24 protein-coding genes, 1 pseudogene and 1 riboswitch are annotated in these 25164 nt (G+C 65.8%); of the genes and pseudogenes, 10 read left to right on the forward strand and 15 right to left on the reverse strand.

What is annotated here, in order from left to right:
* Positions 1–96: 96 nt before the first annotated feature.
* Complete coding sequence (locus tag H556_RS0107590; protein ID WP_211216116.1) at positions 97–1056, forward strand: LysR family transcriptional regulator; 960 nt, start codon at positions 97–99, stop codon at positions 1054–1056.
* Positions 1057–1136: 80 nt separating this feature from the next.
* Positions 1137–1335 (forward strand): annotated as a pseudogene (locus tag H556_RS16530) (hypothetical protein); the annotation flags it as partial.
* Positions 1336–1397: 62 nt separating this feature from the next.
* Here the strand turns inward: H556_RS16530 and H556_RS0107595 are convergent.
* The 4 genes from H556_RS0107595 to H556_RS0107610 all read right to left on the reverse strand — a co-directional run bounded on the left by H556_RS0107595 (position 1398) and on the right by H556_RS0107610 (position 4692).
* Complete coding sequence (locus H556_RS0107595; protein ID WP_024353865.1) at positions 1398–1661, reverse strand: DUF2798 domain-containing protein; 264 nt, start codon at positions 1659–1661, stop codon at positions 1398–1400.
* Between the two features lie 508 nt (positions 1662–2169).
* Positions 2170–3093: a methylisocitrate lyase gene (gene prpB / locus H556_RS0107600; protein WP_024353866.1), complete on the reverse strand. Its 924-nt coding sequence runs from the start codon at positions 3091–3093 to the stop codon at positions 2170–2172.
* A gap of 25 nt (positions 3094–3118) precedes the next feature.
* Complete coding sequence (gene prpC, locus H556_RS0107605; protein WP_024353867.1) at positions 3119–4276, reverse strand: bifunctional 2-methylcitrate synthase/citrate synthase; 1158 nt, start codon at positions 4274–4276, stop codon at positions 3119–3121.
* 11 nt (positions 4277–4287) lie between these two features.
* Positions 4288–4692 (reverse strand): acyl-CoA thioesterase, encoded by a 405-nt coding sequence (locus H556_RS0107610; RefSeq protein WP_024353868.1) that lies wholly within the window; start codon positions 4690–4692, stop codon positions 4288–4290.
* A gap of 361 nt (positions 4693–5053) precedes the next feature.
* Here H556_RS0107610 and acnD point away from each other — a divergent pair, with 361 nt between their 5' ends.
* The 5 genes from acnD (at position 5054) to H556_RS0107635 (ending at position 12840) form a co-directional block, all read left to right on the forward strand.
* Positions 5054–7678 (forward strand): Fe/S-dependent 2-methylisocitrate dehydratase AcnD, encoded by a 2625-nt coding sequence (gene acnD, locus H556_RS0107615; protein ID WP_024353869.1) that lies wholly within the window; start codon positions 5054–5056, stop codon positions 7676–7678.
* Positions 7679–8881 carry a 2-methylaconitate cis-trans isomerase PrpF gene (prpF, locus tag H556_RS0107620; protein WP_024353870.1) on the forward strand — a complete coding sequence of 401 codons (1203 nt, stop codon included), beginning with the start codon at positions 7679–7681 and terminating at the stop codon, positions 8879–8881. It abuts the gene before it with no gap.
* Between the two features lie 116 nt (positions 8882–8997).
* Positions 8998–10410, forward strand: coding sequence for a short-chain fatty acyl-CoA regulator family protein (locus H556_RS0107625; RefSeq protein ID WP_024353871.1), 1413 nt, complete (start codon positions 8998–9000; stop codon positions 10408–10410).
* 63 nt (positions 10411–10473) lie between these two features.
* Positions 10474–10689, forward strand: a riboswitch (cobalamin riboswitch).
* Positions 10690–10795: 106 nt separating this feature from the next.
* Positions 10796–11782, forward strand: a complete 987-nt coding sequence (locus H556_RS0107630) for a DUF1852 domain-containing protein (RefSeq protein WP_024353872.1) — start codon at positions 10796–10798, stop codon at positions 11780–11782.
* Positions 11783–11811: 29 nt separating this feature from the next.
* The gene (locus tag H556_RS0107635) at positions 11812–12840 is read left to right on the forward strand and encodes a methionine synthase (protein WP_024353873.1); all 1029 of its coding nucleotides are present in this window, start codon (positions 11812–11814) and stop codon (positions 12838–12840) included.
* Positions 12841–12890: 50 nt separating this feature from the next.
* Here H556_RS0107635 and H556_RS0107640 read toward each other — a convergent pair whose 3' ends face one another.
* Together H556_RS0107640 and H556_RS0107645 are read right to left on the reverse strand one after the other, a co-directional pair.
* Positions 12891–13268: a MerC domain-containing protein gene (locus tag H556_RS0107640; RefSeq protein WP_024353874.1), complete on the reverse strand. Its 378-nt coding sequence runs from the start codon at positions 13266–13268 to the stop codon at positions 12891–12893.
* A 66-nt stretch (positions 13269–13334) separates the two neighbouring features.
* A complete protein-coding gene (locus tag H556_RS0107645) occupies positions 13335–15389 on the reverse strand; it encodes a TonB-dependent receptor domain-containing protein (protein WP_024353875.1) in 2055 nt (684 codons plus the stop codon).
* 87 nt (positions 15390–15476) lie between these two features.
* Between H556_RS0107645 and H556_RS15625 the strand changes: the two genes are divergently transcribed.
* Positions 15477–15749 (forward strand): helix-turn-helix domain-containing protein, encoded by a 273-nt coding sequence (locus H556_RS15625; RefSeq protein ID WP_162140907.1) that lies wholly within the window; start codon positions 15477–15479, stop codon positions 15747–15749.
* Entirely contained in the window at positions 15746–16498 is a 753-nt protein-coding gene (locus tag H556_RS0107655) for a class I SAM-dependent methyltransferase (protein ID WP_024353877.1), read from the forward strand. Before H556_RS15625 ends, H556_RS0107655 begins: the two co-directional genes overlap by 4 nt.
* A 55-nt stretch (positions 16499–16553) precedes the next feature.
* Here the strand turns inward: H556_RS0107655 and H556_RS0107660 are convergent, their stop codons facing one another.
* From H556_RS0107660 to H556_RS0107690, 7 genes are all read right to left on the reverse strand, one after another.
* Positions 16554–17441, reverse strand: coding sequence for a SphA family protein (locus H556_RS0107660; RefSeq protein ID WP_024353878.1), 888 nt, complete (start codon positions 17439–17441; stop codon positions 16554–16556).
* A 102-nt stretch (positions 17442–17543) separates the two neighbouring features.
* The gene (locus tag H556_RS0107665; protein ID WP_024353879.1) at positions 17544–18602 is read right to left on the reverse strand and encodes an NADH:ubiquinone reductase (Na(+)-transporting) subunit F; all 1059 of its coding nucleotides are present in this window, start codon (positions 18600–18602) and stop codon (positions 17544–17546) included.
* 10 nt (positions 18603–18612) lie between these two features.
* Positions 18613–18960 carry a phenol hydroxylase subunit P4 gene (locus H556_RS0107670; protein ID WP_024353880.1) on the reverse strand — a complete coding sequence of 116 codons (348 nt, stop codon included), beginning with the start codon at positions 18958–18960 and terminating at the stop codon, positions 18613–18615.
* Between the two features lie 11 nt (positions 18961–18971).
* Positions 18972–20498 carry an aromatic/alkene/methane monooxygenase hydroxylase/oxygenase subunit alpha gene (locus tag H556_RS0107675; RefSeq protein ID WP_024353881.1) on the reverse strand — a complete coding sequence of 509 codons (1527 nt, stop codon included), beginning with the start codon at positions 20496–20498 and terminating at the stop codon, positions 18972–18974.
* A 2-nt stretch (positions 20499–20500) separates the two neighbouring features.
* Positions 20501–20770: an MmoB/DmpM family protein gene (locus H556_RS0107680; RefSeq protein WP_024353882.1), complete on the reverse strand. Its 270-nt coding sequence runs from the start codon at positions 20768–20770 to the stop codon at positions 20501–20503.
* Entirely contained in the window at positions 20767–21783 is a 1017-nt protein-coding gene (locus H556_RS0107685; RefSeq protein WP_024353883.1) for a ferritin family protein, read from the reverse strand. The genes H556_RS0107680 and H556_RS0107685 overlap by 4 nt, the downstream gene beginning before the upstream one ends.
* Complete coding sequence (locus tag H556_RS0107690) at positions 21780–22067, reverse strand: phenol hydroxylase subunit (RefSeq protein WP_024353884.1); 288 nt, start codon at positions 22065–22067, stop codon at positions 21780–21782. The genes H556_RS0107685 and H556_RS0107690 overlap by 4 nt, the downstream gene beginning before the upstream one ends.
* 157 nt (positions 22068–22224) lie before the next feature.
* Here H556_RS0107690 and H556_RS0107695 point away from each other — a divergent pair, with 157 nt between their 5' ends.
* Complete coding sequence (locus tag H556_RS0107695) at positions 22225–23181, forward strand: LysR family transcriptional regulator (RefSeq protein WP_024353885.1); 957 nt, start codon at positions 22225–22227, stop codon at positions 23179–23181.
* On the opposite strand, the gene pcaD is transcribed toward H556_RS0107695, so the two are convergent.
* Positions 23162–23950 (reverse strand): 3-oxoadipate enol-lactonase, encoded by a 789-nt coding sequence (gene pcaD / locus H556_RS0107700; RefSeq protein ID WP_024353886.1) that lies wholly within the window; start codon positions 23948–23950, stop codon positions 23162–23164. The two genes, H556_RS0107695 and pcaD, sit on opposite strands and share 20 nt — an antisense overlap.
* A complete protein-coding gene (pcaF, locus tag H556_RS0107705) occupies positions 23947–25149 on the reverse strand; it encodes a 3-oxoadipyl-CoA thiolase (RefSeq protein WP_024353887.1) in 1203 nt (400 codons plus the stop codon). Before pcaF ends, pcaD begins: the two co-directional genes overlap by 4 nt.
* Between the last annotated feature and the right edge of the window lie 15 nt (positions 25150–25164).

Consider the following 25164-nt stretch of genomic DNA (forward strand, 5'->3'; position numbering starts at 1 on the left):
TCTCCTATGACTGTTGCGGTTTTCCGCGAGAAGTTGGATATTTTGCAATGAACTATTGCATATTATGAAGGTAATGAGGTGGATCGGCTCGATGCTATGCGTGTCTTCGTCCTCGTGGCGGAGGAACAAAGCTTCGCGGCCGCGGGGCGCCGGATTGGCCTTTCGCCGCCGGTCGTGACCCGCGCCGTAGCTGCGCTTGAGGACAGGCTGGGCGCGCGTCTGCTCACTCGCACAACCCGCAGCGTGCGTCTTACGGAAGCAGGCGCGCGCTTCCACGCGGATTGTCGGCGCATTCTGGCCGAGGTGGATGAGGCGGAGGCTTCGGCATTGGGGGCTCACGCCGAACCCCAAGGCCGGCTTGCGATCACCGCGCCAGCGATGTTCGGACGAACGTACATCGCCCCTCTTCTGATCGATTTCCTAAACCGCCACCGGGGAATCTCCGTGCAGTCCCTCTTCATCGATCGGGTTGTCGATCTCCTGGAGGAAGGCCAGGACGTGGCGATCCGGATTGGATCCCTGCCGGACTCGAGCCTCTCCGTCACGCGCTGCGGAAGCGTGCGCCACATGTTGTGCGCGGCTCCGACCTATCTGGCGCGCGCCGGTTCGCCGGAACGGCTCCCCGATCTTGAAGAGATGGACACGATTGAGTTTGCTTCGGGCCCGCCGCCGGGTCGGTGGACCTTTACGGTGGAGGGACGAACCCAGCAGGTCCGCCTGAACGCCCGCTTGATCACCAATGCGGCGGAAGCTGCGATCGCGGCCTCGATCGCCGGGTGCGGTATCGTCCGGGTGCTGTCTTATCAGGTCGCAGAACATCTGCGCGCGGGGCGGCTGGAGGTTGTGCTTCCGCAGTTCGAGCCGCCGCCGTCGCCGGTGCAGATCGTCCATGCGGAAGGACGACGCGCGAGCGCCAAATTGAGAACCTTCGTCGATTTCGCGGCCGCCCGGCTGCGGACGACGCCCGAGCTGAACGAGCCGCAGCCGGATGCCGGGGGCGGGTTTGGCCCATGTGGCGTCGGAGTCGGACGCATCGGAGCGGCAGGTCCAAGCTAGGCTGATCACCCGAGTGTCGCCTTCTCGGCCGTACGGCGATGTCTGGTCCTGACGCAACCCTGACACCGCGCTGCCCGCCAACTCCGCTTGAGGAACGCGTGCGGCGGATGCGCTTCGGCATCGGCATGAACACCGACCACGCCCTGGAAGAGGTGGAGCAGCAGTTCCCAGTCACGCGCGAACGCATCCCTCGGATCGAAGCCAAGGCCCTGTGCAAGCTGAAGCCCCCCCCCCCCCCCCCCCCGCTAGCGGAAGCTGCGGAGTTTCCTGGACAGCTGAGCCGGGGTGCCGGACGACAGAAGGAAAGGGCGGCTTCGACGGGCCGCCCTTTTTTCTTGGCCTCAGCCCTGCGCGGGCTTGACGATCAGGCCGACGATGCGGCGCACCACCGGCAGGATCAGCAGCAAGGTGGGGAAGGCGACCAGCCAGGACAGGCCCCAAGCGGACATCCAAGTTGAGGCGAAGGCCGGAGTGAAGCCCAGGCTGCGGGCGGTGGCGATGGCGGAGACGACGAAAGTCATCAGCAGCGACAGGACCAGCGGGGTCGCCACGGCGCCGTAGCGCGCGGGGAGGCGGCGAAGAGTGATGAAGGTGGGGTAGCTCATTTGAAAGCAGTCTCATCAATGAGGTCGTCGGCCTTGTGCATCCGCCCGATGAACGGGATGTTCCGGCCGAGACCGGAGGATGCGTTGCCTGACGTGAGACGCTTACGATCTTCTTGAGGAAGATGAGGATAGCTTAACGCACTCGGCCTCCCAACTCAACGTCATTGAATGGTTCATCACGCTGTTATTGCACCTAAACCGCTGCGTTCTCGGGCCGCGCCGAGAAGCAAGCCGCACCGGCGACTGCTCCCAACAGCTAGTCGCGAGCTTTGATCAGCGACGGCTGACTAAAGCCAAGGGGGAGTCGCTCGTTGCGCCGTGTGTTTGGCGACGCCGTCTCTGGCTCGGACCCCAAGCTTTCCTAGGTCTGCTTCCAGGAGCCAAGTCCCCGTAGCTCACGCTGCGGGGGTCCTGCTTTCTAGGCCAGCCCCCCAGCGCGCCAGCAGCGCCTTCGCCCTGTGGGGTGCGACTGCTTAGGCGCCAATGCGATGCCGCCCCGCAAGCCCTTTCAACCGACCTGAGGCATGCCCTGGGGCACGACGGTCTTGATGATGCTGGCGTCCAGTTCCTCGAAGTCGTGCAGGCCGATGACGTCGTAGAGTTCCTGACGGGTCTGCATCCGGTCGACGTACTTATGCGTGCCGCCGTTGTCGGCGATCGAGGCGTAGAGTTCGGCCTGCGCCTTGTTGGCGGCGCGCAGCGAAGACACCGGCCAGATCACCATCTTATAGCCCATCTCCTCGAATTCCTTCGCGGTGTAGAAGGGCGTCTTGCCGAACTCGGTCATGTTGGCCAGCAGCGGCACGTTCGGCAGGGCCCTGGCGAACTTCTCGAACATCTCGCGGGTGTTCAGCGCTTCGGGGAAGATGGCGTCGGCGCCGGCGTCCACATACATCTTGGCCCGGTCGACGGCGGCGTCAAAGCCCTCGACCCCGGCGGCGTCGGTGCGCGCCATGATGACGATATCGCGGCTGGCCTTTTTCGCGGCGGCGACCTTGGCGGCCATGTCCAGCGCCGGGACCAGGTTCTTGCCGTTCAGATGCCCGCACTTCTTGGGCAGGATCTGGTCTTCCAGATGGACCGCGCCCGCACCCGCGTCCTCGAAGGTGCGGACCATGTGCATGACGTTCAGCACCTCGCCATAGCCCGTGTCGCCGTCCACCAGCAGGGGCAGGCCGCTGGAGCACGCGATCTGGCGGATGAAGAAGGCGACCTCGTCCACAGTGATGATACCGAGATCGGGCAGGCCCATGGAGGCGGTCATCGCCGCGCCCGACAGATACAGGCCGTCAAAGCCCGCCAGCTTGGCCTGCTTCGCCGCCTGACCGTTGTGGGCGCCCGGCAGTTGCCAGATGCCGGGGCGAGCCAGCGCCGCGCGGAAGCGCTTCCCGGCGGATTCGGTCGGCAGGTCGTCGGCGACGAGATAGGGCATGGGGACTCTCTTCAGAATTCGGGATTCAGGCGCGTTCGGCCAGGGGCGCGAACTTCAGGTTCTCGGGGCCGTCATAGTTGGCCGAAGGGCGGATGATTTTGTTGTCGATGCGCTGTTCGATCACGTGGGCGGACCAGCCGGTGGTGCGCGAGATCACGAACAGGGGGGTGAACATGGCCGTGGGCACGCCCATCATGTGATAGGAGACGGCCGAGAACCAATCGAGGTTCGGGAACATCTTCTTGGCGTCCATCATGACGGTCTCGATGCGTTCGGCGATGTCGTACATCTTCATCGAACCGGCTTCTTCCGACAGCTGTTTCGCCACGCGCTTGATGACCACGTTGCGCGGGTCCGAGATCGTATAGACCGGGTGGCCGAAGCCGATGATGACCTCCTTGGCCTCCATGCGGCGACGGATGTCGGCCTCAGCCGCGTCGGCGTCGGCGTAGCGTTTCTGGATTTCGAAGGCGACCTCATTGGCGCCGCCGTGCTTGGGCCCGCGCAGGGCGCCGATGGCCCCGGCGATGCAGGAGAACATGTCCGAACCGGTCCCGGCGATGACGCGGGCGGTGAAGGTCGAGGCGTTGAACTCATGCTCGGCGTAGAGGATCAGCGAGGTGTGCATCGCTCGCACCCAGCCCTCGGACGGCGGCGTCCCGTGCAGCAGGTGCAGGAAGTGGCCGCCGATGGAATCGTCATCCGTCTCGACCTCGATGCGGCGGCCGTTCTGGCTGAAGTGATGCCAATAGAGCAGCATCGACCCCAGCGAAGCCAGCAGTCGGTCGGCGATGTCGCGCGCGGCCGGGTGGTTGTGGTCGTGGGCCTCGGGCAGGGCGCAGCCCAGCGCCGAGACGCCGGTGCGCATGACGTCCATCGGGTGGGCGGCGGCGGGCACCGTCTCCAGCGCCGACTTCACCGCCGCAGGCAGGCCGCGCAGGGCCTTCAGCTTGGCCTTATAGGCTTTCAGCTGAGCCGCGTTCGGCAGAGATCCGTGGATCAGCAGGTGGGCGATTTCCTCGAACTCGCTGGTCTCGGCGAAGTCCATGATGTCATAGCCGCGATAGTGCAGGTCGTTGCCCGAGCGACCGACGGTGCACAGGCTGGTGTTGCCCGCCAGCACGCCGGACAGGGCGACGGACTTCTTCGGCTTCACGCCTTGTGCGAGAACGGGTTCGGTCATGGGATGCCTCTTCAGCAGTGAAGATCGGAACGGGATGCGATGGGGACAGGACGGCCGTCGGCGTCGACGGCGACCATTTCAAAGCGGCCGCTGAGGGCCGGGCGCCGGACGCCGGTGGACAGCGTCTCGGCGACCCCCTCGACCAGCACGGTTAGGGACGAGCGGCCGACCCGGACGACGCGCGCCGACAGGTCCAGCAGTTCGCCGACGCGGACTGGGGTGTGGAAGTCGGTCGCCTCGGAGCGGGCCATGACGACGTCGCCGCGCGCCCTGCGGCTGGCGGCGACGAAGGCGGCCTTGGACAGCAGGGCCAGCCCTGCGCCTGCGAACAGGGCGCCGTAGTGGTTGGCCTGGTCCGGGAAGACCATCTCCGCAAAGCGGGTCTCTTCATTGGGCAGCAGAGTCGGCGGCGACATGGGGCCTCAGGGCGGCGGTGGATCCGCGTCGCCCTGAAATATTCACGCTTTCGCTCGCTGATTAAGGACTGAAAAAGCGGAAAACAGCCAAGCGGAAGATGCAAAGCTGTAAAAGCTGCAAAATGCGGTCCGGTGCTGCGAGCAACAAGTGACAGGCAGCCTTGATCTGCTGACCGGTAGTTTTGCAGCATTTGCAGATTTACATGGCGGCATTCACAAGTCTCCGCCTTTTCAGCCGTTCACCTGAAGGCGGCAGGGTCGGATAAGGGGCGCACGTCTGCGCATGGGATGCGGCTGCCGGTTTGATCCGGCGCTGAACGCCGCCCGGCGCGGCCTCATGCAAGCAGGGACATCCGCGCTGATGAATACCGATTACCGCAGGCGGCTGCTGGGCACGCCCTTCGACTATTTCGACACGCGCGCCGCCGTCCACGCCATCCAGCCGGGCGCCTATGACCGACTGCCCTATGTGTCGCGGGTGCTGGCCGAGCAACTGGTGCGCCGCTGCGATCCCGAGCAACTGACTGACGCCCTGACCCAGATCGTCGAAGGGCGTCGGGATCTGGACTTCCCCTGGTATCCGGCGCGCGTCGTCTGTCACGACATTCTGGGCCAGACGGCGCTGGTCGATCTGGCGGGTCTGCGCGACGCTATCGCAGCGCAGGGCGGCGATCCGGCCAAGGTCAATCCGGTGGTGCCGACCCAGTTGATCGTCGACCACTCGCTGGCGGTCGAACATGGCGGCTTCGACCCTGACGCCTTTGAAAAGAACCGCGCGGTCGAGGATCGCCGCAACGAGGACCGCTTCCACTTCATCGAATGGAGCAAGCGCGCCTTCGAGAACGTCGACGTCATCCCGGCGGGCAACGGCATCATGCACCAGATCAATCTGGAGAAGATGTCGCCGGTGGTTCAGGTGCGCGAGGGCGTGGCCTTCCCCGACACCTGCGTGGGCACCGACAGCCACACGCCGCACGTCGACGCCCTGGGCGTCATCGCCGTCGGCGTCGGCGGGCTGGAGGCTGAGACGGTCATGCTGGGCCGGGCCTCGATGATGCGGCTGCCCGACATCGTCGGCGTCAAGCTGACCGGGCGCCGCGCGCCGGGCATCACGGCGACCGACATCGTTCTGGCCCTGACCGAGTTCCTGCGCGGGCAGAAGGTGGTCGGCGCATGGCTGGAGTTCTTCGGCGAGGGGGCCGACAGCCTGTCGATCGGCGACCGGGCGACCATCTCCAACATGTGCCCGGAATACGGGGCCACGGCGGCGATGTTCTACATCGACCAGCAGACCATCGACTATCTGAAGCTGACCGGCCGCGAGCCGGATCAGGTGGCGCTGGTCGAGACCTACGCCCGCACCACCGGCCTGTGGGGCGAGGCGCTGAAAACCGCCGAATATGAGCGGGTGCTGACGTTCGACCTGTCCAGCGTCGAGCGCAATCTGGCCGGGCCGTCCAACCCACACCGGCGCTTGCCCACATCCGCCCTGAAAGAGCGCGGCGTCGCCGTGGGCCTGGCCGAGGCGCAGGCCGAAGAGCGCGATGGCCTGCTGCCCGACGGCGCTGTCATCATCGCCGCCATCACCAGCTGCACCAACACCTCCAACCCGCGCAACGTCGTGGCGGCGGGCCTGCTGGCCCAGAAGGCCAACGCCCTGGGCCTGACGCGCAAGCCGTGGGTCAAGTCATCCTTCGCGCCGGGGTCGAAGGTGGCGCGGCTGTATCTGGAAGAGGCTGGCCTGTTGTCGGAGCTGGAGACGCTGGGATTCGGCATCGTCGCCTTCGCCTGCACCACCTGCAACGGCATGTCCGGCGCCCTCGATCCGGCCATCCAGCAGGAGATCATCGACCGCGACCTCTATTCCACCGCCGTCCTGTCGGGGAACCGCAATTTCGATGGCCGCATCCACCCCTACGCCAAACAGGCCTTCCTCGCCTCGCCGCCGCTGGTGGTGGCCTATGCGCTGGCCGGGACGGTGCGCTTCGATATCGAGCAGGACGTGCTGGGCGTGGTCGGCGGCCGCGAAATCCGCCTGAAGGACCTGTGGCCCTCGGACGAGGAGATCGACGCCGTGGTCGCCGCCTCGGTCAAGCCGGAGCAGTTCCGCGCGGTCTATGAGCCGATGTTCGGGGCGCGCCGCGGCGGCGGGGTCAGCGTCAGCCCCCTGTATGACTGGCGCCCCCAGTCGACTTATATCCGCCGCCCGCCCTATTGGGATGTCGAAGGGGTCGGCGCTCTGGCCGCCAATCCGCGCACGCTGACGGGGATGCGGCCGCTGGCGATCCTGCCGGACAACATCACCACCGACCACCTGTCGCCGTCCAACGCCATCCTGCCTGCCTCGGCGGCGGGGGAATACCTGACGCGGATGGGCGTGCCGGAGGAGGACTACAACTCCTACGCCACCCACCGAGGCGACCACCTGACCGCCATGCGCGCCACCTTCGCCAACCCCCAGCTGGTCAATGAGATGGTCGTTGTGGACGGGGTGGTGAAGAAGGGCTCCCTGACCCGCGTCGAACCGGACGGAAAGGTCATGCGCATGTGGGAGGCGATCGAGACCTATCTGGACCGCCGCCAGCCGCTGATCATCATCGCGGGCGCCGATTATGGGCAGGGCTCGTCGCGCGACTGGGCGGCCAAGGGCGTACGTCTGGCCGGGGTTGAGGCCATCGTCGCTGAGGGCTTCGAGCGCATCCACCGCACCAATCTGATCGGCATGGGCGTGCTGCCGCTGGAGTTCAAATCGGGCGTGACGCGCCTGACGCTGGGGCTGGACGGGACGGAGGCCTTCGATGTCACGGGCGAGCGCCGCCCCGGCGCCGACCTGATGCTGAGGATCCATCGCGCGACTGGCGAGACGGTCGAACTGCCCGTCACCTGTCGTCTGGACACGGCCGAAGAGGTGCTGATCTATGAGGCGGGGGGCGTGCTGCAGCGGTTCGCGCAGGACTTCCTCGCCGCAAAGTCGGAGGCCGCCTGAATGTCGCGCCTGGCCCAGATCGCCATCCCCGCCACCTATATGCGCGGCGGCACCTCAAAGGGCGTCTTCTTCCGGCTGGAAGACCTGCCCGAGGCGTGCCGCGTTCCGGGGCGGGCGCGCGACCGCCTGTTCCAGCGCGTGATCGGCAGCCCCGATCCCTATGGCAAGCACACCGACGGCATGGGCGGGGCCACGTCCAGCACCAGCAAATGCGTGATCATCTCGCCCAGCGCGCGGCCCGATCACGACGTCGACTATCTGTATGGGCAGGTGTCGATCGACACGGACTTCGTCGACTGGTCGGGCAACTGCGGCAACCTGTCGACGGCGGCGGGGGCCTTCGCCATCCACGCGGGCTATGTCCCGGTCGGGCCGGACGGGGTGCGCGCCGTGCGCATCTGGCAGGCCAATATCGGCAAGACCATCATCGCCCATGTGCCGGTCGCGGACGGCCGGGTGCAGGAGACGGGCGACTTTGAACTGGACGGCGTGACCTTCCCCGCGGCCGAGATCGTGCTGGAGTTCCTAGACCCCGCTGATGAGGGCGAGGATGGCGGCGCCATGTTCCCGACCGGCAATCTGATCGACGAACTGGACGTGCCGGAGGCGCTGGTCGCCGGCGGCAAGCTGAAGGTCACCCTGATCAACGCCGGCATTCCGACGATCTTCATCAATGCGGCGGACCTCGGCTATTCGGGGGCGGAGTTGCAGGGGGCGGTCAACGACGATCCGGCGGCGTTGAAGCGGCTTGAGGCCCTGCGCGCCATCGGCGCCGTGCGCATGGGGCTGATCGGTTCCGTCGGTGAGGCGGCGCGGCGCCAGCACACGCCCAAGATCGCCTTTGTCGCTCCGCCGGCGGATCATGTGACGTCCAGCGGCAAGGTGATTGCAGCGGACCAGATCGACCTGCTGGTCCGCGCCCTGTCGATGGGCAGGCTTCATCACGCCATGATGGGGACGGCGGCGGTGGCCATCGGCGCGGCGGCGGCCGTGCCGGGCACTCTGGTCAATCTGGCGGCCGGGGGCGGCGAGCGTCGCTCGGTTCGCTTCGGCCATCCGTCGGGCGCACTGACGGTCGGGGCCGAGGCGCGTCAGACCGAGGGCGTCTGGACTGTGGAAAGGGCGATCATGAGCCGCAGCGCACGTCGCCTGATGGAGGGGCGCATTCTGGTCCCGGCCGGGTCGTTCGACGCGGGGAACTGAGCCGTTCTTGCGCGGCCAGGATATTTGCAATATTCACATAAAGTGCTGATTGTTCGCGATTTATCGCGCAAATATTGTCAATATCGCCAGCTCGATCTGTAAAAGTTGCAAAATACATGAGCAAGACCTTCATGGGGGTACGGCTGCGTCGGCTGCGCGAGGAGCGCGGCCTGACCCAGACGGCGGTCGCGCGGGCGTTGGATATCTCCAACTCCTATCTGAGCCAGATCGAGCAGAACCAGCGCCCCCTGACGGTGCCCCTGCTACTGAAGCTGAACGCCGTCTTCGGCGTCGACGTGCAGTTTTTTTCGGAGGACGAAGAGGGGCGGCTGATCTCGGATGTGCGCGACGCGCTGGCGGACGGCGGCGATGAGCCGATCTCGACCGTCGAGCTAAGAGAACTGGCGCTCAACATGCCCGCCGTGGGGCGCGCCCTCGTCGCCCTGCACCGCAAGACGCGTCAGAGCGCTGAACGCGCCGAGGCCATGGCTTTGAGGCTGGGTGAAGACGTGGCGGGAGAGGCCCCCGCGCGGATGCCGTTCGAGCAGGTGCGCGACTTCTTCTATTCGCGCCGCAATCATGTCGCTGAATTGGATGAGGCGGCCGAGCGTCTTTATGCGGCGGCGGGGCTGTCGCCGCGCCAGGTGCGGCCCGGACTGATCGCATGGCTGGCTGAGAAGCACGGCGTTCGCGTCGTCTTTGACGAGACGGACGAGGCTCAGCGCCGCTACGACGGGCCGAGCCGGACGCTGTATGTCTCGGCCTTTATCAAGCAGGGTCAGCAAGCCTTTCAGATGGCGCTGCAACTGGCCTTCCTGGAAGCGGGCGACCTGATCGAAAGCCTGATCGACGCCGCTGTGCTGGAAGAGCGCGAAACCCGCGACCTGTTGCGCATCGGCCTGGCCCAGTACTTCGCCGGGGCGCTGCTTCTGCCCTATGGCGACTTCCTGCGGCAGGCCGAGGTTTACGGCTATGACATCGACCGGCTGGGGCGGCATTTCGGCGTCGGGTTCGAGACGGTCTGCCACCGCCTGTCGACCCTGCAGAGACCCGGCGCCCTTGGCGTGCCCTTCTTCTTCATCCGCGTGGACCGCGCCGGGAATATCTCCAAGCGCCAGTCAGCCACGGACTTTCACTTCTCGCGCGTCGGCGGCTCGTGCCCGCTGTGGAACGTCTATGAGGCCTTCGTCCAGCCGGGGCGGGTGCTGACCCAGATGGCTCAGATGCCGGACGGCCGCACCTACCTGTGGATCGCCCGCACCGTAGGCAGTCCGGGGCCAGTGTACGGCGCGCCGGGCAAGACGTTCGCGATTGGACTGGGCTGCGACATCCGTCACGCAGAGCGGCTGGTCTATTCGCAGGGGTTGAACCTGTCCGATCAGGCCGCCGCCACCCCCATCGGCGCCGGGTGCAAGATCTGCGAGCGCCCGACATGCCCGCAGCGCGCCTTCCCCTTCATCGGTCGCGCTCTGCAGATCGACATGGATCGCAGTGTCTCTACGCCCTATCCGACGGCGGCGGCGACCTGAAACAGGCATCAATAACGATATAAAGATATCCTTATATCGTTATTGACTTTGGCGACGGCCGTGGCATTTTCGCGTCGTCGTGGTTCTGCGCGCGGTCTTCGGACTGTGCGGAGCTAAGAGGGAAGCCGGTGAGACTGCGGTCGATGCCGGCGCTGCCCCCGCAACTGTGAGCGGCGAGTCGAAGGTCCATTTCGCGTCACTGGAGGTTCGCCTTCGGGAAGGCCGGACCGGAGGCGATGACCCGTGAGCCAGGAGACCTGCCGCGACAGATAACGTCCTCCGACGGGGTGTCGGTCAGGCCGCATGAGCGCCGCGACGGGACGATTCCGCGCGGGCGGTCGCGCGTCCCTGTCCGCTGTCCCGTCACAGCATAACGGCAGAGACCATGCTCAGCAGCGAATTCACTTTCAGCATCAAGCGGACCCCGCTCGACGAGGACTATGTTCCTGCCGAAAACACGCGCATCACCACCAACTTCGCGAATCTGGCGCGAGGGGAGAGCCGTCAGGAGAATCTGCGCAACACGCTGAGGATGATCGACAACCGGTTCAACTCGCTGGCGCACACGGACAATCCGAAGGGCGATCGCTACGCGGTTGAACTCCAGATCGTCTCCGTCGAGATGAGCGTCGCCCCGGGTGAGGGGGCGGACAGTTTCCCGCTGATCGAAATTCTTCAGACGACGATTGTCGATCAGCAGACCGGCGAGCGGATCGACGGGATCGTGGGGAACAACTTCTCCTCCTACGTCCGCGACTACGACTTCAGCGTGGTTCTGCCGGAGCATATGAAGAGCCACCCTGGCGCCGGGGCTCCGGAAGGGTTCGGCGATCTGCATGGAAAGCTGTTCAGGCACTTCCTGACGTCAAGCGCCTATAGGGAAAATTTCCGAAAGCCGCCGGTCATCTGCCTGAGCGTGTCGAGCAACAAGACCTATCATCGGAACGGGAATGAGCATCCCGTGCTCGGCTTCGAATATGAGAATGACGAGTTCTCGCCGACCGACCAGTATTTCGCGAAGATGGGGATGAAGGTCCGCTACTTCATGCCCAAGGGCAGCGCGGCGCCCTTCGCCTTCTATCACGTGGGCGACCTGACGGCGGACTACACTGACCTGGAGCTGGTCAGCACGATCAGCACCATGGAGACCTTCCAGAAGATCTATCGCCCCGAGATCTACAACGCCAACTCGCCAGCGACCGAACACTATCAGCCCAGCCTGAAATATCAGGACTATTCCCTGACCCGCATCGTCTACGACCGTGACGAGCGCAGCCGATTGGCCATCGAACAGGGCAGGTTCGTCGAAGAACGCTTCATCAAGCCGTACCGCGACGTCCTCGACCAATGGTCCGCCAGCTTCGCCGTTTGATCCAGCCCAGCATTCCAAAGTCATCCATCATGAAAACCCTGTTGCCCACCTCGACCGCCGGCAGTCTGCCCAAACCTGTCTGGCTGGCCGAACCTGAAACCCTCTGGTCGCCCTGGAAACTGGAAGGGGAGGACCTGATCGAAGCCAAGCGGGACGCGCTGCGGCTGTCGCTGGATGATCAGCGCCGCGCCGGCATCGACATCGTCAGCGATGGCGAACAGACCCGCCAGCATTTCGTCACGACCTTCATCGAACACCTGGACGGCGTAGACTTCTCGAACCGCAAGACCATGCGTATCCGCAATCGCTATGACGCCAGCGTGCCGGTGGTTGCGGGCGCCGTCAGCCGACCGAAGTCGGTCTTCGTCGAGGACGCCAGATACCTTCGCGGGTTGACCGACCAGCCGATCAAATGGGCCCTGCCGGGGCCGATGACGATGATCGACACCCTCTATGACGATCACTACGGCAGCCGCGAAAAACTGGCCTGGGAATTCGCAAAAATCCTCAACGAGGAGGCGAAGGAGCTGGAGGCCGCAGGCGTCGACATCATCCAGTTCGACGAGCCCGCCTTCAACGTCTTCTTCGACGAGGTCAACGACTGGGGCGTGGCGACGCTGGAGAAGGCGGCCGAGGGGCTTCGTTGCGAGACCGCCGTCCACATCTGCTACGGCTATGGCATCAAGGCAAATACCGAGTGGAAGAAGACGCTTGGTTCCGAATGGCGGCAATATGAGAAGGCCTTCCCCAAGCTGCGGACGTCCAGCATCGACATCATTTCGCTTGAGGCTCAGAACGCGCGCGTGCCGATGGATCTGATCGAACTGATCCGGGGGAAGAAGGTGATGGTCGGGGCCATCGACGTGGCGACCGACACGATCGAGACGCCGGAGGAGGTCGCTGACACCTTGCGTAAGGCGCTTCAGTTCGTGGACGCCGATAAACTCTATCCCGCCACCAATTGCGGCATGGCGCCCCTGTCTCGCCGTGTGGCCCAAGGCAAACTGGAAGCCCTGAGCGCCGGGGCCGAGATCATCCGGAAAGAACTGTCGGCCTAGCGCCGTGAATGCTCGACGCGCCCGTCGCCTGAAGGCGGGCGCCGGCAGGCTTAGCGGACATGCGGTCTGCGTCGCCAGTTCATCACATGAGCTGCGCTGAGCATCAGGCCGCCGACGACAGTGATCGGCGTCTCCATTTCGTGGGATGGCCACTCGGCGGCCGCTAGGAACAGCATGGCGACGCCGAGGGCTCCCAGACTGATCAGCGGCCAGGCGCGGCGTCCGCTGGCGTCCGGTCGCGTCAGGCTCCAGGCCGCGATGGGAGCCGCCGTCGCGGCGAAGGCCCAATGCACCCAGGGCACCTCGACGAACAAACCCAGCATCGGCAGCATTCCTGCAGCGAGAGGCAGGGCCAGGCAGTGGATCATGCACAGGCAGGACAGGCCGACGGCGGCGGCGTCGCCCCAGGTCTGGACACGAGCGTTCATGGCGATTCTTTCAGGGCGTGGCGGCCGCGACGCCTTAGACGTCGCGGCCAGGACAATAGGGAGGGGTCAGAAGCGGGCGCGGAAGCCGAGCACGAAATTGCGGCCGCGCAGCGGAGCCAGATGGCTGATGAAGGAGGCGTGATTCAGCGCCTTCTCGTCCAAAAGATTGGTCCCGCGCACGAAGATCTGGCCGTTGATGTCGGCGATCGTCGGGACGTCATAGGCCAAGGTGGCGTTGACCATGTCGTAGCCGGGCGTCTTGCGCTCGAAGGCGGCGATGCGGTCCTGCTCGAAGACGTGGACGTATTCCAGGTTTCCGGACCAGGCGCCGCGATAGAAGTCGCCGCGCGCGCCCAGGCGGCCGGCCGGAATGCGCGGCAGGTCGCCGCCTCCGCCTTTCAATTCTGCGCGGACATAGTCGCCGAACACCGTGGCCGATAGACCGGGCCTGAAGTCGTGGGTGATCTGGCCCTCGATCCCGGTGAAGCGGGCGTCGTCCTGACTGTAGCGGATCAGGCGGAAGTCCTCGAACTGATCCAGCGTGCGGGCATAGACGTAGCCGTCGTAGTCATAGTGATACAGGCTTGCGGCGAAGGTGGTGGCGCCTTCCGTTTTCTTCAGGCCCAGTTCGCCGGAAACCGCCGTCTCGACATCCAGGTCTGCGTCGCCGATCTCATAGGTGTTGGTGGCCAGGTGGACGCCGCGCGCATAGAGTTCCTGGGCTGTCGGCGCGCGCTGCGAGCGGGCCAGGGTCAGGCTGACCATATAGCCGGGCGTGAAGGTCCAACTGGCGGTGCCGGAGATAGAGAAGGGCTTGTGGTCGACGTCGGGGCGTCCCTGTGCGCGGGCCTCCTGCCACTCCTGCCGCAGGGCGCCTTCGAAGCGCCAGTCGCCGGCGACGTATTCCTCGACCAGGAACAGGGCGTGGTTCTCGGTGCGGCTTTCGGGAATGAAGGATTCGGCGCCGACGGCGGCGAAATCGCTACGCGAGGTCTGGGCGCCGACCACGCCGCGCACCCCGCCGATGGCGGCGTGCTGCACCTCGACGCGGGCGTCATAGCCTTCATTGGTGAAGGTGGTGGCGATCTCGCCGTCGTCGATCTCGTCGTGGCGATAGTCGGTGAAGCCGCCGCGGAAGCGGATGCGTTCGATCCCGGTGAACGGATCCTCGATCTCGCCGCGCACGTCCACCCGCTTGCTGATCAGATCGACGATCGGGACATGGTCATGATCGTGGTCGTGATCATGATCGTGGTCATGGTCGTCGTCGCCGTGGTCGTGACCGCCGCAGTGCAGGCTGGAGCCGTGCGGATGGCAGGATTCATACTCGTGCGTATGTCCCGGCAGGCCGTATTCGCTGCGCTGCTCCGTATAGGCGGCCCCCAGATAGCCGCGCGATCCGATCCATGACAGGCCCAGGGTCGCGGTCGAGCTCCGGTTGAACGACCCGTCCAGCGTGGCTTCGTCGAAGTCGGGGACCTCATAGTCGTCGGTGCGGCGTCCGGCGGCCTCGACCCGGATGGCGAACGATCCCGCGCCGGCGGTCAGGCCGACCACGCCGGCTTCTTCATTATCCGCCGTGCCGAGGCGGAATTCGGCCACGCCTTCGCCGCCGTTCTCAGGGATGCGCGTCGGAATCTTCTTGTCGATCAGATTGACCGCCCCGCCGATGGCGCCTCCGCCGTAGAGCAGGGCGGACGGCCCGCGCAGGATTTCGACGCCTTCCAGCAGCAGAGGCTCGCCGGACACGGCGTGGTCGGGCGAGACTTCGGAAGCGTCCATCAGGGCCGAGCCGTCGGTCAGCACCTTCACGCGCGGCGCGGTCTGGCCACGGATCACCGGGCGGCTGGCCCCGCCGCCGAAGGTGTCCGAGTTGACGCCCGGCAATCCCGTCAACGTCTCGCCCAGCGTTGATTGCCGACGCTGGATCAACTCGTCGCCGCGCAGAACCGCCACACTCGAGACGACCTCGCTGCCCGAGCGCCCCAAGGCGTCAGCCGTGACCACTACGTCATCGACGCGCGTGGTCGCTGGACCGGACTGGGGCAGGGCGTCAGCCCAGGCAGCCGTCGAAACGGCTGAAAAACTCGCGGCGGCGAGAAGGATTGATCTTGAGTGCATGGCGTTCCCCGTTCATGAAGAGAGTCGCTATTATGTTATATCATAACATTCATCAAGCGGGCCTGAGCGGAGATGGAAATAAGGGGTGTGGGAGCGGCTGAAAAAGCGGAGCGGGTGCAGCGCCAACTATGGCGTTTGATCGGTCAGGTTTACGAGAAGCGCCGGAAGGACGGTCTCAACCAATCCCGGCTGGCGAGGAGGCTGGGCGTTCCCCGAGGCCAGGTCTGTCTGTGGCTGCGTGATCGGGAACGGATGACGCTGAAGGCTGCGGTGCGTCTGGCGGATGCAATGGACTATGATGTCGATGTGCGACTGGTGCGCCGTGCGACCGGGGTCGTTGAGCCGGCGATTGTGCAATGAGCCTGTTCGATCATGTGGAAATGCTGCAGGGCGATAGGCCGTGGGGACGATTCCTGGACGCCGGCACAGGCGTGAACTCAAGTCTCTGGAGCACCGGCCTGACCACCGAATCCTGGACGGGGGTGACGGCCGCTCCGGGGCATGCGGATCAGGTGCGAAAGGTTGTGGGCTCGCGTTTTCGGCCGCAGGATCGTCTGGTCCTCGGCAACTGGACGGACCCGAACCTTCTGCAGGGCGAGGTTCACGATACAGTCGTGGCCGATTATCTGATCGGCGCCGTGGAAGGCTTTGCACCCTATTTCCAGCAGTCGCTGCTACGCCGCCTGCGCCCCATGACGGGGCGCCGCCTCTATGTCATCGGCCTGGATCCGTACGTGGTAGGGCCTGCTGAGACTGATGAAGCGCGGATGGTCAGACGGATCGGCAGATTTCGCGACGCCGTGCTGATGCTGGCGGACGAAACGCCTTACCGCGAATATCCGGCGGAATGGGCGCTGAATGCGCTGGCCGGCGGTGGCTTCAAAATTCTCTCGGCACGTAGATTTCCCAATCGCTACAAGGCGAAATGGGTGAATGGACAGTTGGACATGACGTTGCGGCGTTTACCCCATCTGGCCGAACAAACCCTGGCGCAGAATTTTCGAGAGACGGCAGAAGTCATCCGCAAGCAGGCGCTGGAGCTTTGCGAAGCGCGACGCGGGCTGAGGCATGGAGCAGATTATGTCATCGCCTGCGAGCCGGTGACCTAGCCTGCCACAGCATTTTCGGAGTTCGTGCCAGGCCAATGCTCCGTTTGTAAGCCCATCAGAAGCGGAAGGCGGCCTTCACCCAGAGCTTGTCGCCTTGCGGGCGGTTCTCGGCGTGGAACTCATGCTGCCACTGGGCGGTGATCGGCACCTGACCGACGACGTAGCGGACAAGGGGACCAATGGCGAAGGCCTCTCCGCGCACGCCGTCGGGGCCGACGCGGGCGCCGGCGATCTTGTCGTCGGTGGTCTGGCGGTAATAGTAGCCGGTCAGGCCCAGCGTCAGCTTGCCGGTGGTGTAGGCCACGGCCGCGTCGGTGTGCAGGCTCTGACCTGACTTGTAGTCGGTGTCGTCATTGGTGGTGTTGAAGTCGTACATCACCTTGGCCGAGGCTTCCCATCCGCCGCCCGGCTGGGCGTAGGTGGCGGCGAAGACCGGCTCGAAGGTCCAGTAGTTGCGGCCGATGTTGGCCAGGTCGCCCGCCTTGTAGTCCCCGGTCGGGATGAAGGTGTCGACGGTGGCCACCAGGTTCCAGTCGCCTTTCTTCCAGCCCAGCACCAGGGGGCTGACGATGATGTCGCCCAGGCCGAAGCTGCTCTGGCTCTGACCGCCCGCCTTGACGTCAAGATTGACGATGGGGATCAGGGCGTGGGCGGCGACCGTGGCGCCCAGGAAGGTCTTGTCGCTGACGTGGACCACGCGGGCGATGTTGGCGAAGGCGTTGAGCGAGAAGTCGGGGACCAGGTTGTCGCCGTCGCCGTCGTTCAGCCGGTCAGCAGCGTAGTAGTTGGTGTAGGTCAGCAGATAGGTTCCCGGCGGCGGCAGTTGCGCCACGCCGATGGATTCCGCGCCGTCGGCATAGGCCGTGCCGCGCGTTTCCCCTGCATGGGCTGCGCCCGCCATACCGGCGGCCAGCGCAGCCGTGGTGATCAGCAGTCTTTTCATGGTCGTCCCTCCCTGAGTTTCGGGCGCAGAGCGCCGTTCGGCGCGAAAACGCCGACGGCAAGCCCCACTCGTTGTTGTTGAGCCCCGGTTCGGGGCGACTGGTCAGATCTTGCGGAACAGGGGCGAGCGGGCGGTGGCCTCGGCGTCGCCGGCTGTCAGGAACCGCTCCATGAAGATGTCCCGCTCGAACAGCCGCCCCTTCATCAGGGCGACGACGCCCGCCTCGATCATCGACGGCGGCCCGCACAGATAGGCCTGACAACCGCTGAACCGCCCCTCGAACAGGCGTTCGGCCGCTTCGTGGACATAGCCGGTCTCGCCGCCCCAGACATCGTCGGCCTCGGGCTGGGAGACGGCGGGGACGTAGCGGAAGTTGTCGTGCTCGGCCTCCAACTGGCGGAACAGGTCGCCGAAGTGCAGGTCGCAGGGGCGCCGCCCGCCGTGCAGTAGGGTGATCGGCTCCGAATAGCCCTGTTCCAGCAGGTCCAGGATCATGCCCTTGGGACTGGACAGGCCCGAGCCGCCCGCCAGGAAGATCAGCGGCTTTTCGGCCGAACGCCGGACGTAGAAGCGACCCAGCGGTCCGGTGAAGTCGAGGCTGTCACCCTCCTTCAGCTCGTCATGCAGCCAGGCGGTGCCGACGCCGCCGGGAACGCGACGGACGTGCAACTCGATCAGGTTCGGTTCGGTGGGGCTGCTGGCGATGGAGAAGGCGCGGGTGCCTTCAATGCCCGGCAGACGCAGATTGACGTACTGGCCCGCCTGAAAATCCAGCCCCGCGCCGTCCAGCCGCAGCCACAGGCCCAGGATGTCCGGCGTGATCATTTCGCGGCGCTCGACCCGGCCGACATAGTCGTCGACGGCGATGCGGCGGGCGTCTTCGTCCTCATCGACGTCGGCCTCGATCACCGTATCGCTCAGCAGCATGGCGCTGCAGGCCAGGGTCTTGCCGTCGTCGCGTTCGAAATCCATCAGGGCGAAGGGGGAGGCGCCGCCGTGATCGACTTCGCCTTCCAGCACCTCGACCTTACAGGTGCCGCACAGGCCGTGGCCGCAGGCGTGGGGCAGCCAGACGCCGGCCCGAAGGCAGGCGTCCAGCAGGGTCTGACCGGGCGCGACCTCGATGGTCTCGCCGATCGGTTCGATGGTCAGGGTCGGCATGGGCGTGTCCTCAGGCCGTGGCGGACGGGCCGGTCCAGAAGCGGATCAGCGACTTGTGGCCGACGCCCTGATCGGCCAGCGATCGGGCCGGATCGGGCGTCCAGTCGGCGCCGTCCAGCATCCAGCGGGCCTTGGACAGGTCGACCTCGGCCCATTCCGGATCCACCGCATATAGGGACGGCAGGATCTCGCCGGTCAGGGCGGCGAAGGGCGTCTGCGGCGGCAGCGGCAGGGTGATTGCCGAGCAGAAGTTCAGATGCTCCTCCCAGTGGACATAGACCAGCTGGGCGCCGTTGAAGTTCTCGACCCGGTCGCGGACAGGGCCGGTGTAGCCGGGGTGCAGGCTTGCGGTGGCCATGGTGGGTCCTCCTATTCCGCCGCGACCGGGACGACGGGGCGACGCCCCTCCATCCAGCGGTTCCACTGCTCTTCTTCGGGGGACCCGGCGTAGTCCATGTTATCGGCCCCCTGGTTGATGTGATACCAGTCCAGCACCTCGGGCAGGGTCGCCCCGCCGCAGGCGCCCTGGAAGATCTGGTGCACCGGCAGCCAGGCCTGGGCGTACTTCTCCGGCTCGTGGTCGAAGATGTCCTTGCAGCCGTCCGAACAGGTGTGGAACCTGTCGCCGCCGTGTTCGGAGACGCGGAAGCTGATGGTGTTCGGATCGCCGACCTCGGTGAAGGCCATCGGGATCTGGCAGACCTGGCACAGCTGCGGCAGGCCGTTGTTATAGAAGCGTTTCCCTTCCTCGGCCTGTTCGCGCCACTTGCGATAGCGGGGCTCATAGTGCTGGGCGAAGGTGTCGGGATACTTCTCGCGCAGCCAGGCCATGTGGGCTTCGTCGATGTCCCAGGTGTGCATGGCGGCGGCGTGGGTGTAGTTGTAGAAGATGCCCCACGCCTGGTGCGTCATGTGGCCCTTCTCGGCCTTGGCGACGTCGGCGTATTTCGGTTCGCGGATGCCATAGCGGGCCAGGTCGGCGAACAGGGCGCCGCCTGCCTGCTCATAATAGGTCTCCCACGCCTCGCCCCAGGACATGACCTTCTTGGGCAGCATGTAGTCCATCATCATGCCGACCAGCGACAGCAGGCGGTATCCGCGCCAGAACCACTTGTCGATCCAGCCCTGGACGATCGGCACATTGGCCTCGTCCTGCTCCAGCAGGAAGCGGACGGCCTCGAGGCCCAGCGTCATGTGGCGGCTCTCGTCCGACTGGGCCGAGAAGCCGAACGTCACCGTCGCCATGTCGCCGTTGTAGGCCGCGCCCGACATGAAGGGCACGAACAGCAGATTGGTCAGGACGTATTCGAAGGCGAAGCTGATCGAGGTCAGGAACTCGAACGGCCCGGCGCTGGTCGCGTCGTCGAAGAACGACTTGGGCACCGATAGATACCACAGGCGGTCATGCATGTGGGTGAAGTCGTGGATGCCGTCGAAATACTTGTTGTAGTGGCTGATGGTATGGATCTGCGTCTGGCAGTGACGCAGTTCGTCGATCGACTGCATCTGCGCCGCCACGCGCAGGCCCGCGCCCGGCAGATGCCGCGCTAGGTGGGCGAAGTGGCGGTGCGCCTGATACTCCAGCGGCGTCACCCCCTGGATGAACAGCTTGACTGCGTTCAGATAACGGGCGTCGGTGATGCCCAGCTGGCCGTTGTTCTGGGCCATGGAGTCGATGACGGCGTAGAGCTTGCGCTCCTTCTCTGCCTGGAACTTCCAATAGGCGTCCATGGTCAGCTTGAAGGGATCTTCCCAGGCGTCCCAGTCGTGGATCTTGATCCCTTCATATTTGGCGAAGGGGAAGACGTCGTCTTCGCGTTGATAGGTCGGCTTCCAGTCCAGACCTCGCGTATAGGCGCCGTATTTCTGCTTCAGGCTCATTTTGCGCGGGGTCATGCCTATCTCCAGAAGATGATCAGAGAGCCGTCGTCTTCGTCCACAGAGCCGGACAGGGAGATGACGCTGAGGTGGATTTCCTGAGGGTCCCATTCACGGCCGAGGCGCTCGGAAACGCTATCGGCGCGGATGACCAGACGACCGGGACAGTCGACCTTGGTCATGGCGGGCAGGGGGTTGCTGGTGGCCTCGGGGTTGTCGGCCAGTATGGCCTCGACGATGGCGAAGCCGTCCTGGGTGTTCTGAATGCTGATGGAAACGGGCTTGATCATGCCGCCATCTCCCGGGCTTCGAGGGCGTTCAGGGCGATCATCCGTTCGCGCAGACGCGCGCCTGCTGCATCGACGGCGGCGTCGCCCTCGGCGCCCAGCACCATTGCTCCGATGGGGCGGACAGCTTCTTCGGCGCGGGCGGACCAGCGCTCGAACCATTCGCCAAGGATGATGCGGTTGGCGTCGGATTCAGCCGCTGCGGCCTTGATGACGGCGTCGGTCCAGCGGCTGTTGTCGGCGTACCAGTCGCCGAGGAAGCCGGTCATCATCGACAGAGGCGCCCCATTGTGCGCCGCGCCCGCGCGGTCGAAGGCGCCCGTCGCCAGCGGATAGATGTAGCCGTCCAGCACGATCAACTGGGCGACATAGAGTTCGAACCAGTCGTGGACGACCAGCTGGTCCTCGACCAGACGACGCAGGGGTTGCCAGACGTCGGCCTCCAGCCATTGGGTCTTGGCGTCCTTCAGAGCGCTTTCCGTACCCTGACCCAGCAGCAGGCCGATGCGCGAAATGACCTGAGCGATGCCCAGACGGTCGGCCCCGCAGAAGGCCGCCGCCGAGGTGATCTGCGTCCCAAAGCCCCAGTCGGCGATCAACTGGCAGTTCATGTTCGCCGCCCATTCGACATGGCGCAGCGGCAGCAGCCAGGCGGCGAACAGGTCACGCCAGGCCGGATCGACGCTGGCGATCAGGTCGCGCTTCTCGACGAAGTTCACGGCGTCGTCGAACGACTGCTGCATGGCCGCGCGGCTGATGTTGTAGGAGGCGTAGTAGAACTGGCGCGGGTCGCGGAAGACGTACCAGTCATTCATCACGATGCGGGTGCGGCGCGCATCGTACAGTTCGAATTGCGGCGAATAGGTCGGCCGATAGTGGAAGTTGACCATCGGCTGCACGTCGAAAGTCGCTTCTTCGTAGCGCGACGCGGGCTTGTCGACGCCGAAGCGCCGCGCGATGTGCGAGAAGGTGTGGCGCCGCGGCGTGATCGCCTCGGCTTTCAGGTCGATGTTCATTGTGACGCTCCAACAGGTTCGAGGGCGGCGCCGTTTTTGACGAGGCGCAGCACGGCGTGGCTGGCGGCGGGATCGGCGGCGGTCACCAGACAGCCGTTCTCCAGGCAGAATTCCCGGAAGGCGGCGATCGGCAGGACCAGTTCGACGCTGAGGTCGGGGTCGCCGTAGATGAAGTCGAACTCCACGATGCCGTTGTCCGTCAGGTTGCGGACGACGGTCTGGAGCTTGGGGCGACCGCTCGAAAACGGGCTGGGTCGCGTGATCGGGCTGGGCGCCGCTGTCATGTTCGTTTCCTGGGTTGGACCGCTTTTCGCGGTTCGTTGTTCCGTTCCCTGAAACGAAGACTGTCGGAGGGTCTGATAATGGGCCAATACAAAAAGGGCAGAGCCTGATGCCTTTTGGGTATTGCCTTGCGGTCGGGCGTCAGGCTCTGATGTTGGAATGAAACGCTCGCCGAAGCCGGAACCTCTGCCGCGTGCTGTCCTTTCGGGCGTCGATGTGCGGCGTTTGCGCTATTTTCTTGCCGTGGCCGAGGAACTCCATTTCGGCCGGGCAGCCGAGCGGCTCTACATCGCCCAGCCCGCCCTCAGCCGTCAGATCGCCAGCCTCGAGAACGCCATCGGCGCCCAGTTGCTCGACCGCAGCCGCAGCGCCATTCAACTGACGCCGGCGGGCGAGGCCCTGTTGCCGCGCGCCCGCGATATTCAGGCGCGCGTGGCCGACGCGGTGCGCGTGGCGCGCCGCGCGGCCGAGGGGCTGGTCGGGGTGATTCAGGTGGGCTTCGTCGGCTCGGCGACCTTTTCGATCCTGCCGGGCGTCTTCAACGCCTATCGCGAACAGTACCCCGAGGTTGAACTGGTGCTGCACGCCATGAACACGGCGGAGCTGAGGGTGGCGCTGCGCGATCGCTCCATTGACGTGGCCTTCGCCCGGCCGGGTATTCAGGATCCCGACATCGTCAGCGAGGTGGTCCAGCGCGAGCCGCTGATCGTGGCCCTGCCGGACACCGACGTCCTGGCCGAACAGAGCCATATCGCCCTGGCCGATCTGGCGGTGCGGCCCTTCATCCTCTATCCGCGCCAGCCCCGACCCAGCTTCGCCGACCATGTGCTGGACCTGTGCCGGGCCGAGGGCTTCACCCCCGAGATCGCCCAGGAGACGCTGGAGATTCAGACCGCCCTGTCGCTGGTGTCGGTGGGGGCCGGGGTGTCGCTCGTGCCGGAATCGACCTCGGAGGCCCAGCTGCATGGCGTCGCCTATCGCCCCCTGCTGGGCGAGGAGCGGGAGACGCAGCTGAGTCTGGCCTATCTGCGCGACAATCGATCCTCGGTGCTGGGCGGCTTCTGCGCCCTGGTGCGCGAACGCACCCGCAGCCAGATCAGGCCGAGAGGAAGCTGAGCACGGCCCCGGCGAAGGCTTCGGGCTGTTCGACGTTCGACAGGTGTGCGCCGTCCAGCACCTTCAACTGGGCCTCGGGGATGGCCTTCACCAGGCCGGCGGCGTGGTCGGGCGGGGTGGCCGGATCGGCGTCGCCCGAGATGACCAGCGTCGGCGTTGTTATCAGCCCGCCCAGTCGCCTTAAATCCATGTCGCGGATGGCGGCGCAGCATCCGGCGTAGCCCTGCGGCGAGGTCGCCAGCAGTCCGGCCTCGATGACAGCGACCGGATCGGGCGCGCGGGCGGCGAAGACCGGCGTGAACCAGCGGGCGACCGAGGCCGTCGCCAGCGGCGCCATGCCCTGCGACAGGGCGCTGGCGATGCGCGCGTCCCAGGCCGAGGGCGGTCCCATGAAGGCCGAGGTGTTGGCCAGCACCAGACGCTCCAGCCGTTCGGGGGCGCGCACCCCCATCCACTGGCCGACCATGCCGCCCAGCGACAGGCCGCAGAAGGCGACGCGCTCAAGTTCTAGCGCGTCCAGCAACTCCACCACATCGCGGCCCAGCCGGTCGAGGCCATAGGCGCCCGTAGGCGCGTCTGACGCCCCGTGCCCCCGGCTGTCATAGCGCAGCACTCGGTATTGCGCGCAGAAGGCGGCCATCTGAGCGTCCCACATCTCCATGCGGGTGCCCAGCGAGTTGGACAGCAGCAAAACGGCTGCGTCTTCCGGCCCGTCGAAGCGCCAGGCCAGACGGCAGCCGTCGCCGGTGGTGATGTGTTGCACGCTCATACCCGCTCCACGATCATGCCGATGCCCTGACCGACGCCGATGCACATGGTGCACAGGGCGTAGCGTCCATTTGTGCGGTGAAGCTGCTCCACCGCCGTCATGACGATGCGGGCGCCCGACATCCCTAGCGGATGGCCCAGGGCGATGGCGCCGCCGTTGGGGTTCAGGCGCGGATCGCGCGGATCGACTTCAAGCTCCTGCAACACGGCCAGCGCCTGAGCGGCGAAGGCCTCGTTCAGTTCGATGACGTCCATGTCGGCCATACTCAGGCCGGTGCGGGCGAACAGCTTGCGCGCGGTCTCGATCGGGCCGACGCCCATGATGCGCGGGGCGACGCCGGACGCGGCCATGGCGACCACGCGGGCGCGGGGCGTCAGGCCATGGGCGCGGGCGGCGGCCTCGGAGGCGACGATCATCGCCGCCGCTCCGTCATTGAGTCCCGAGGCGTTACCTGCCGTCACCGTGCCGTCCGGCCGCACGACCGGCTTCAGTTTTGCTAGGGCGTCGAGGGAGGTGGCCCGCGGATGCTCGTCCACGGCGAAGATGACGGGGTCGCCGCGCCGTTGCGGCACGGAGACGGGAACGATCTCGGCGTCGAACCGGCCCGAGGCGAGAGCGGCGGCGGCCTTGGTCTGGCTGTCCAGGGCGAAGGCGTCCTGCGCCTCGCGGGTGATGGCCCACTGTTCGGCGACGTTCTCGGCCGTCTGGGGCATGGTGTCCACGCCATAGGCGGCGCGCAGGGCCGGGTTGATGAAGCGCCAGCCCATCGTCGTGTCTTCGATCGTCTGAGCGCGGTCGAAGGCGGTCGCGGCCTTGCCCATCACATAGGGGGCGCGGGTCATGCTCTCGGCGCCGCCGGCGATCATCAGCTCAGCCTCGCCCGCGCGGATGGCCTGCGCCGCCAGCCCCACGGCGTTGAGACCCGAGCCGCACAGGCGGTTGATCGTCGATCCCGGCACGGTCTCGGGCAGGCCCGCCAGCAGCACGGCCATGCGCGCGACGTTGCGGTTGTCCTCGCCCGACTGATTGGCGCAGCCCAGGATGACGTCCTCCACGGCGCCCCAGTCCAGCGCAGGGTTGCGTTCGGCCAGCGCCCGCAACGGGATCGCCGCCAGATCGTCGGCGCGCACCGCCGACAGCCCGCCGTTCAGCCGCCCGACCGGCGTGCGGATGGCGTCGCAGATGAAGGCCTCGGTCATTGTTCCTGCCCTATC

Origin of the sequence: Brevundimonas naejangsanensis DSM 23858, from assembly GCF_000421705.1 — a bacterium.
GTDB classification, from domain to species: domain Bacteria; phylum Pseudomonadota; class Alphaproteobacteria; order Caulobacterales; family Caulobacteraceae; genus Brevundimonas; species Brevundimonas naejangsanensis.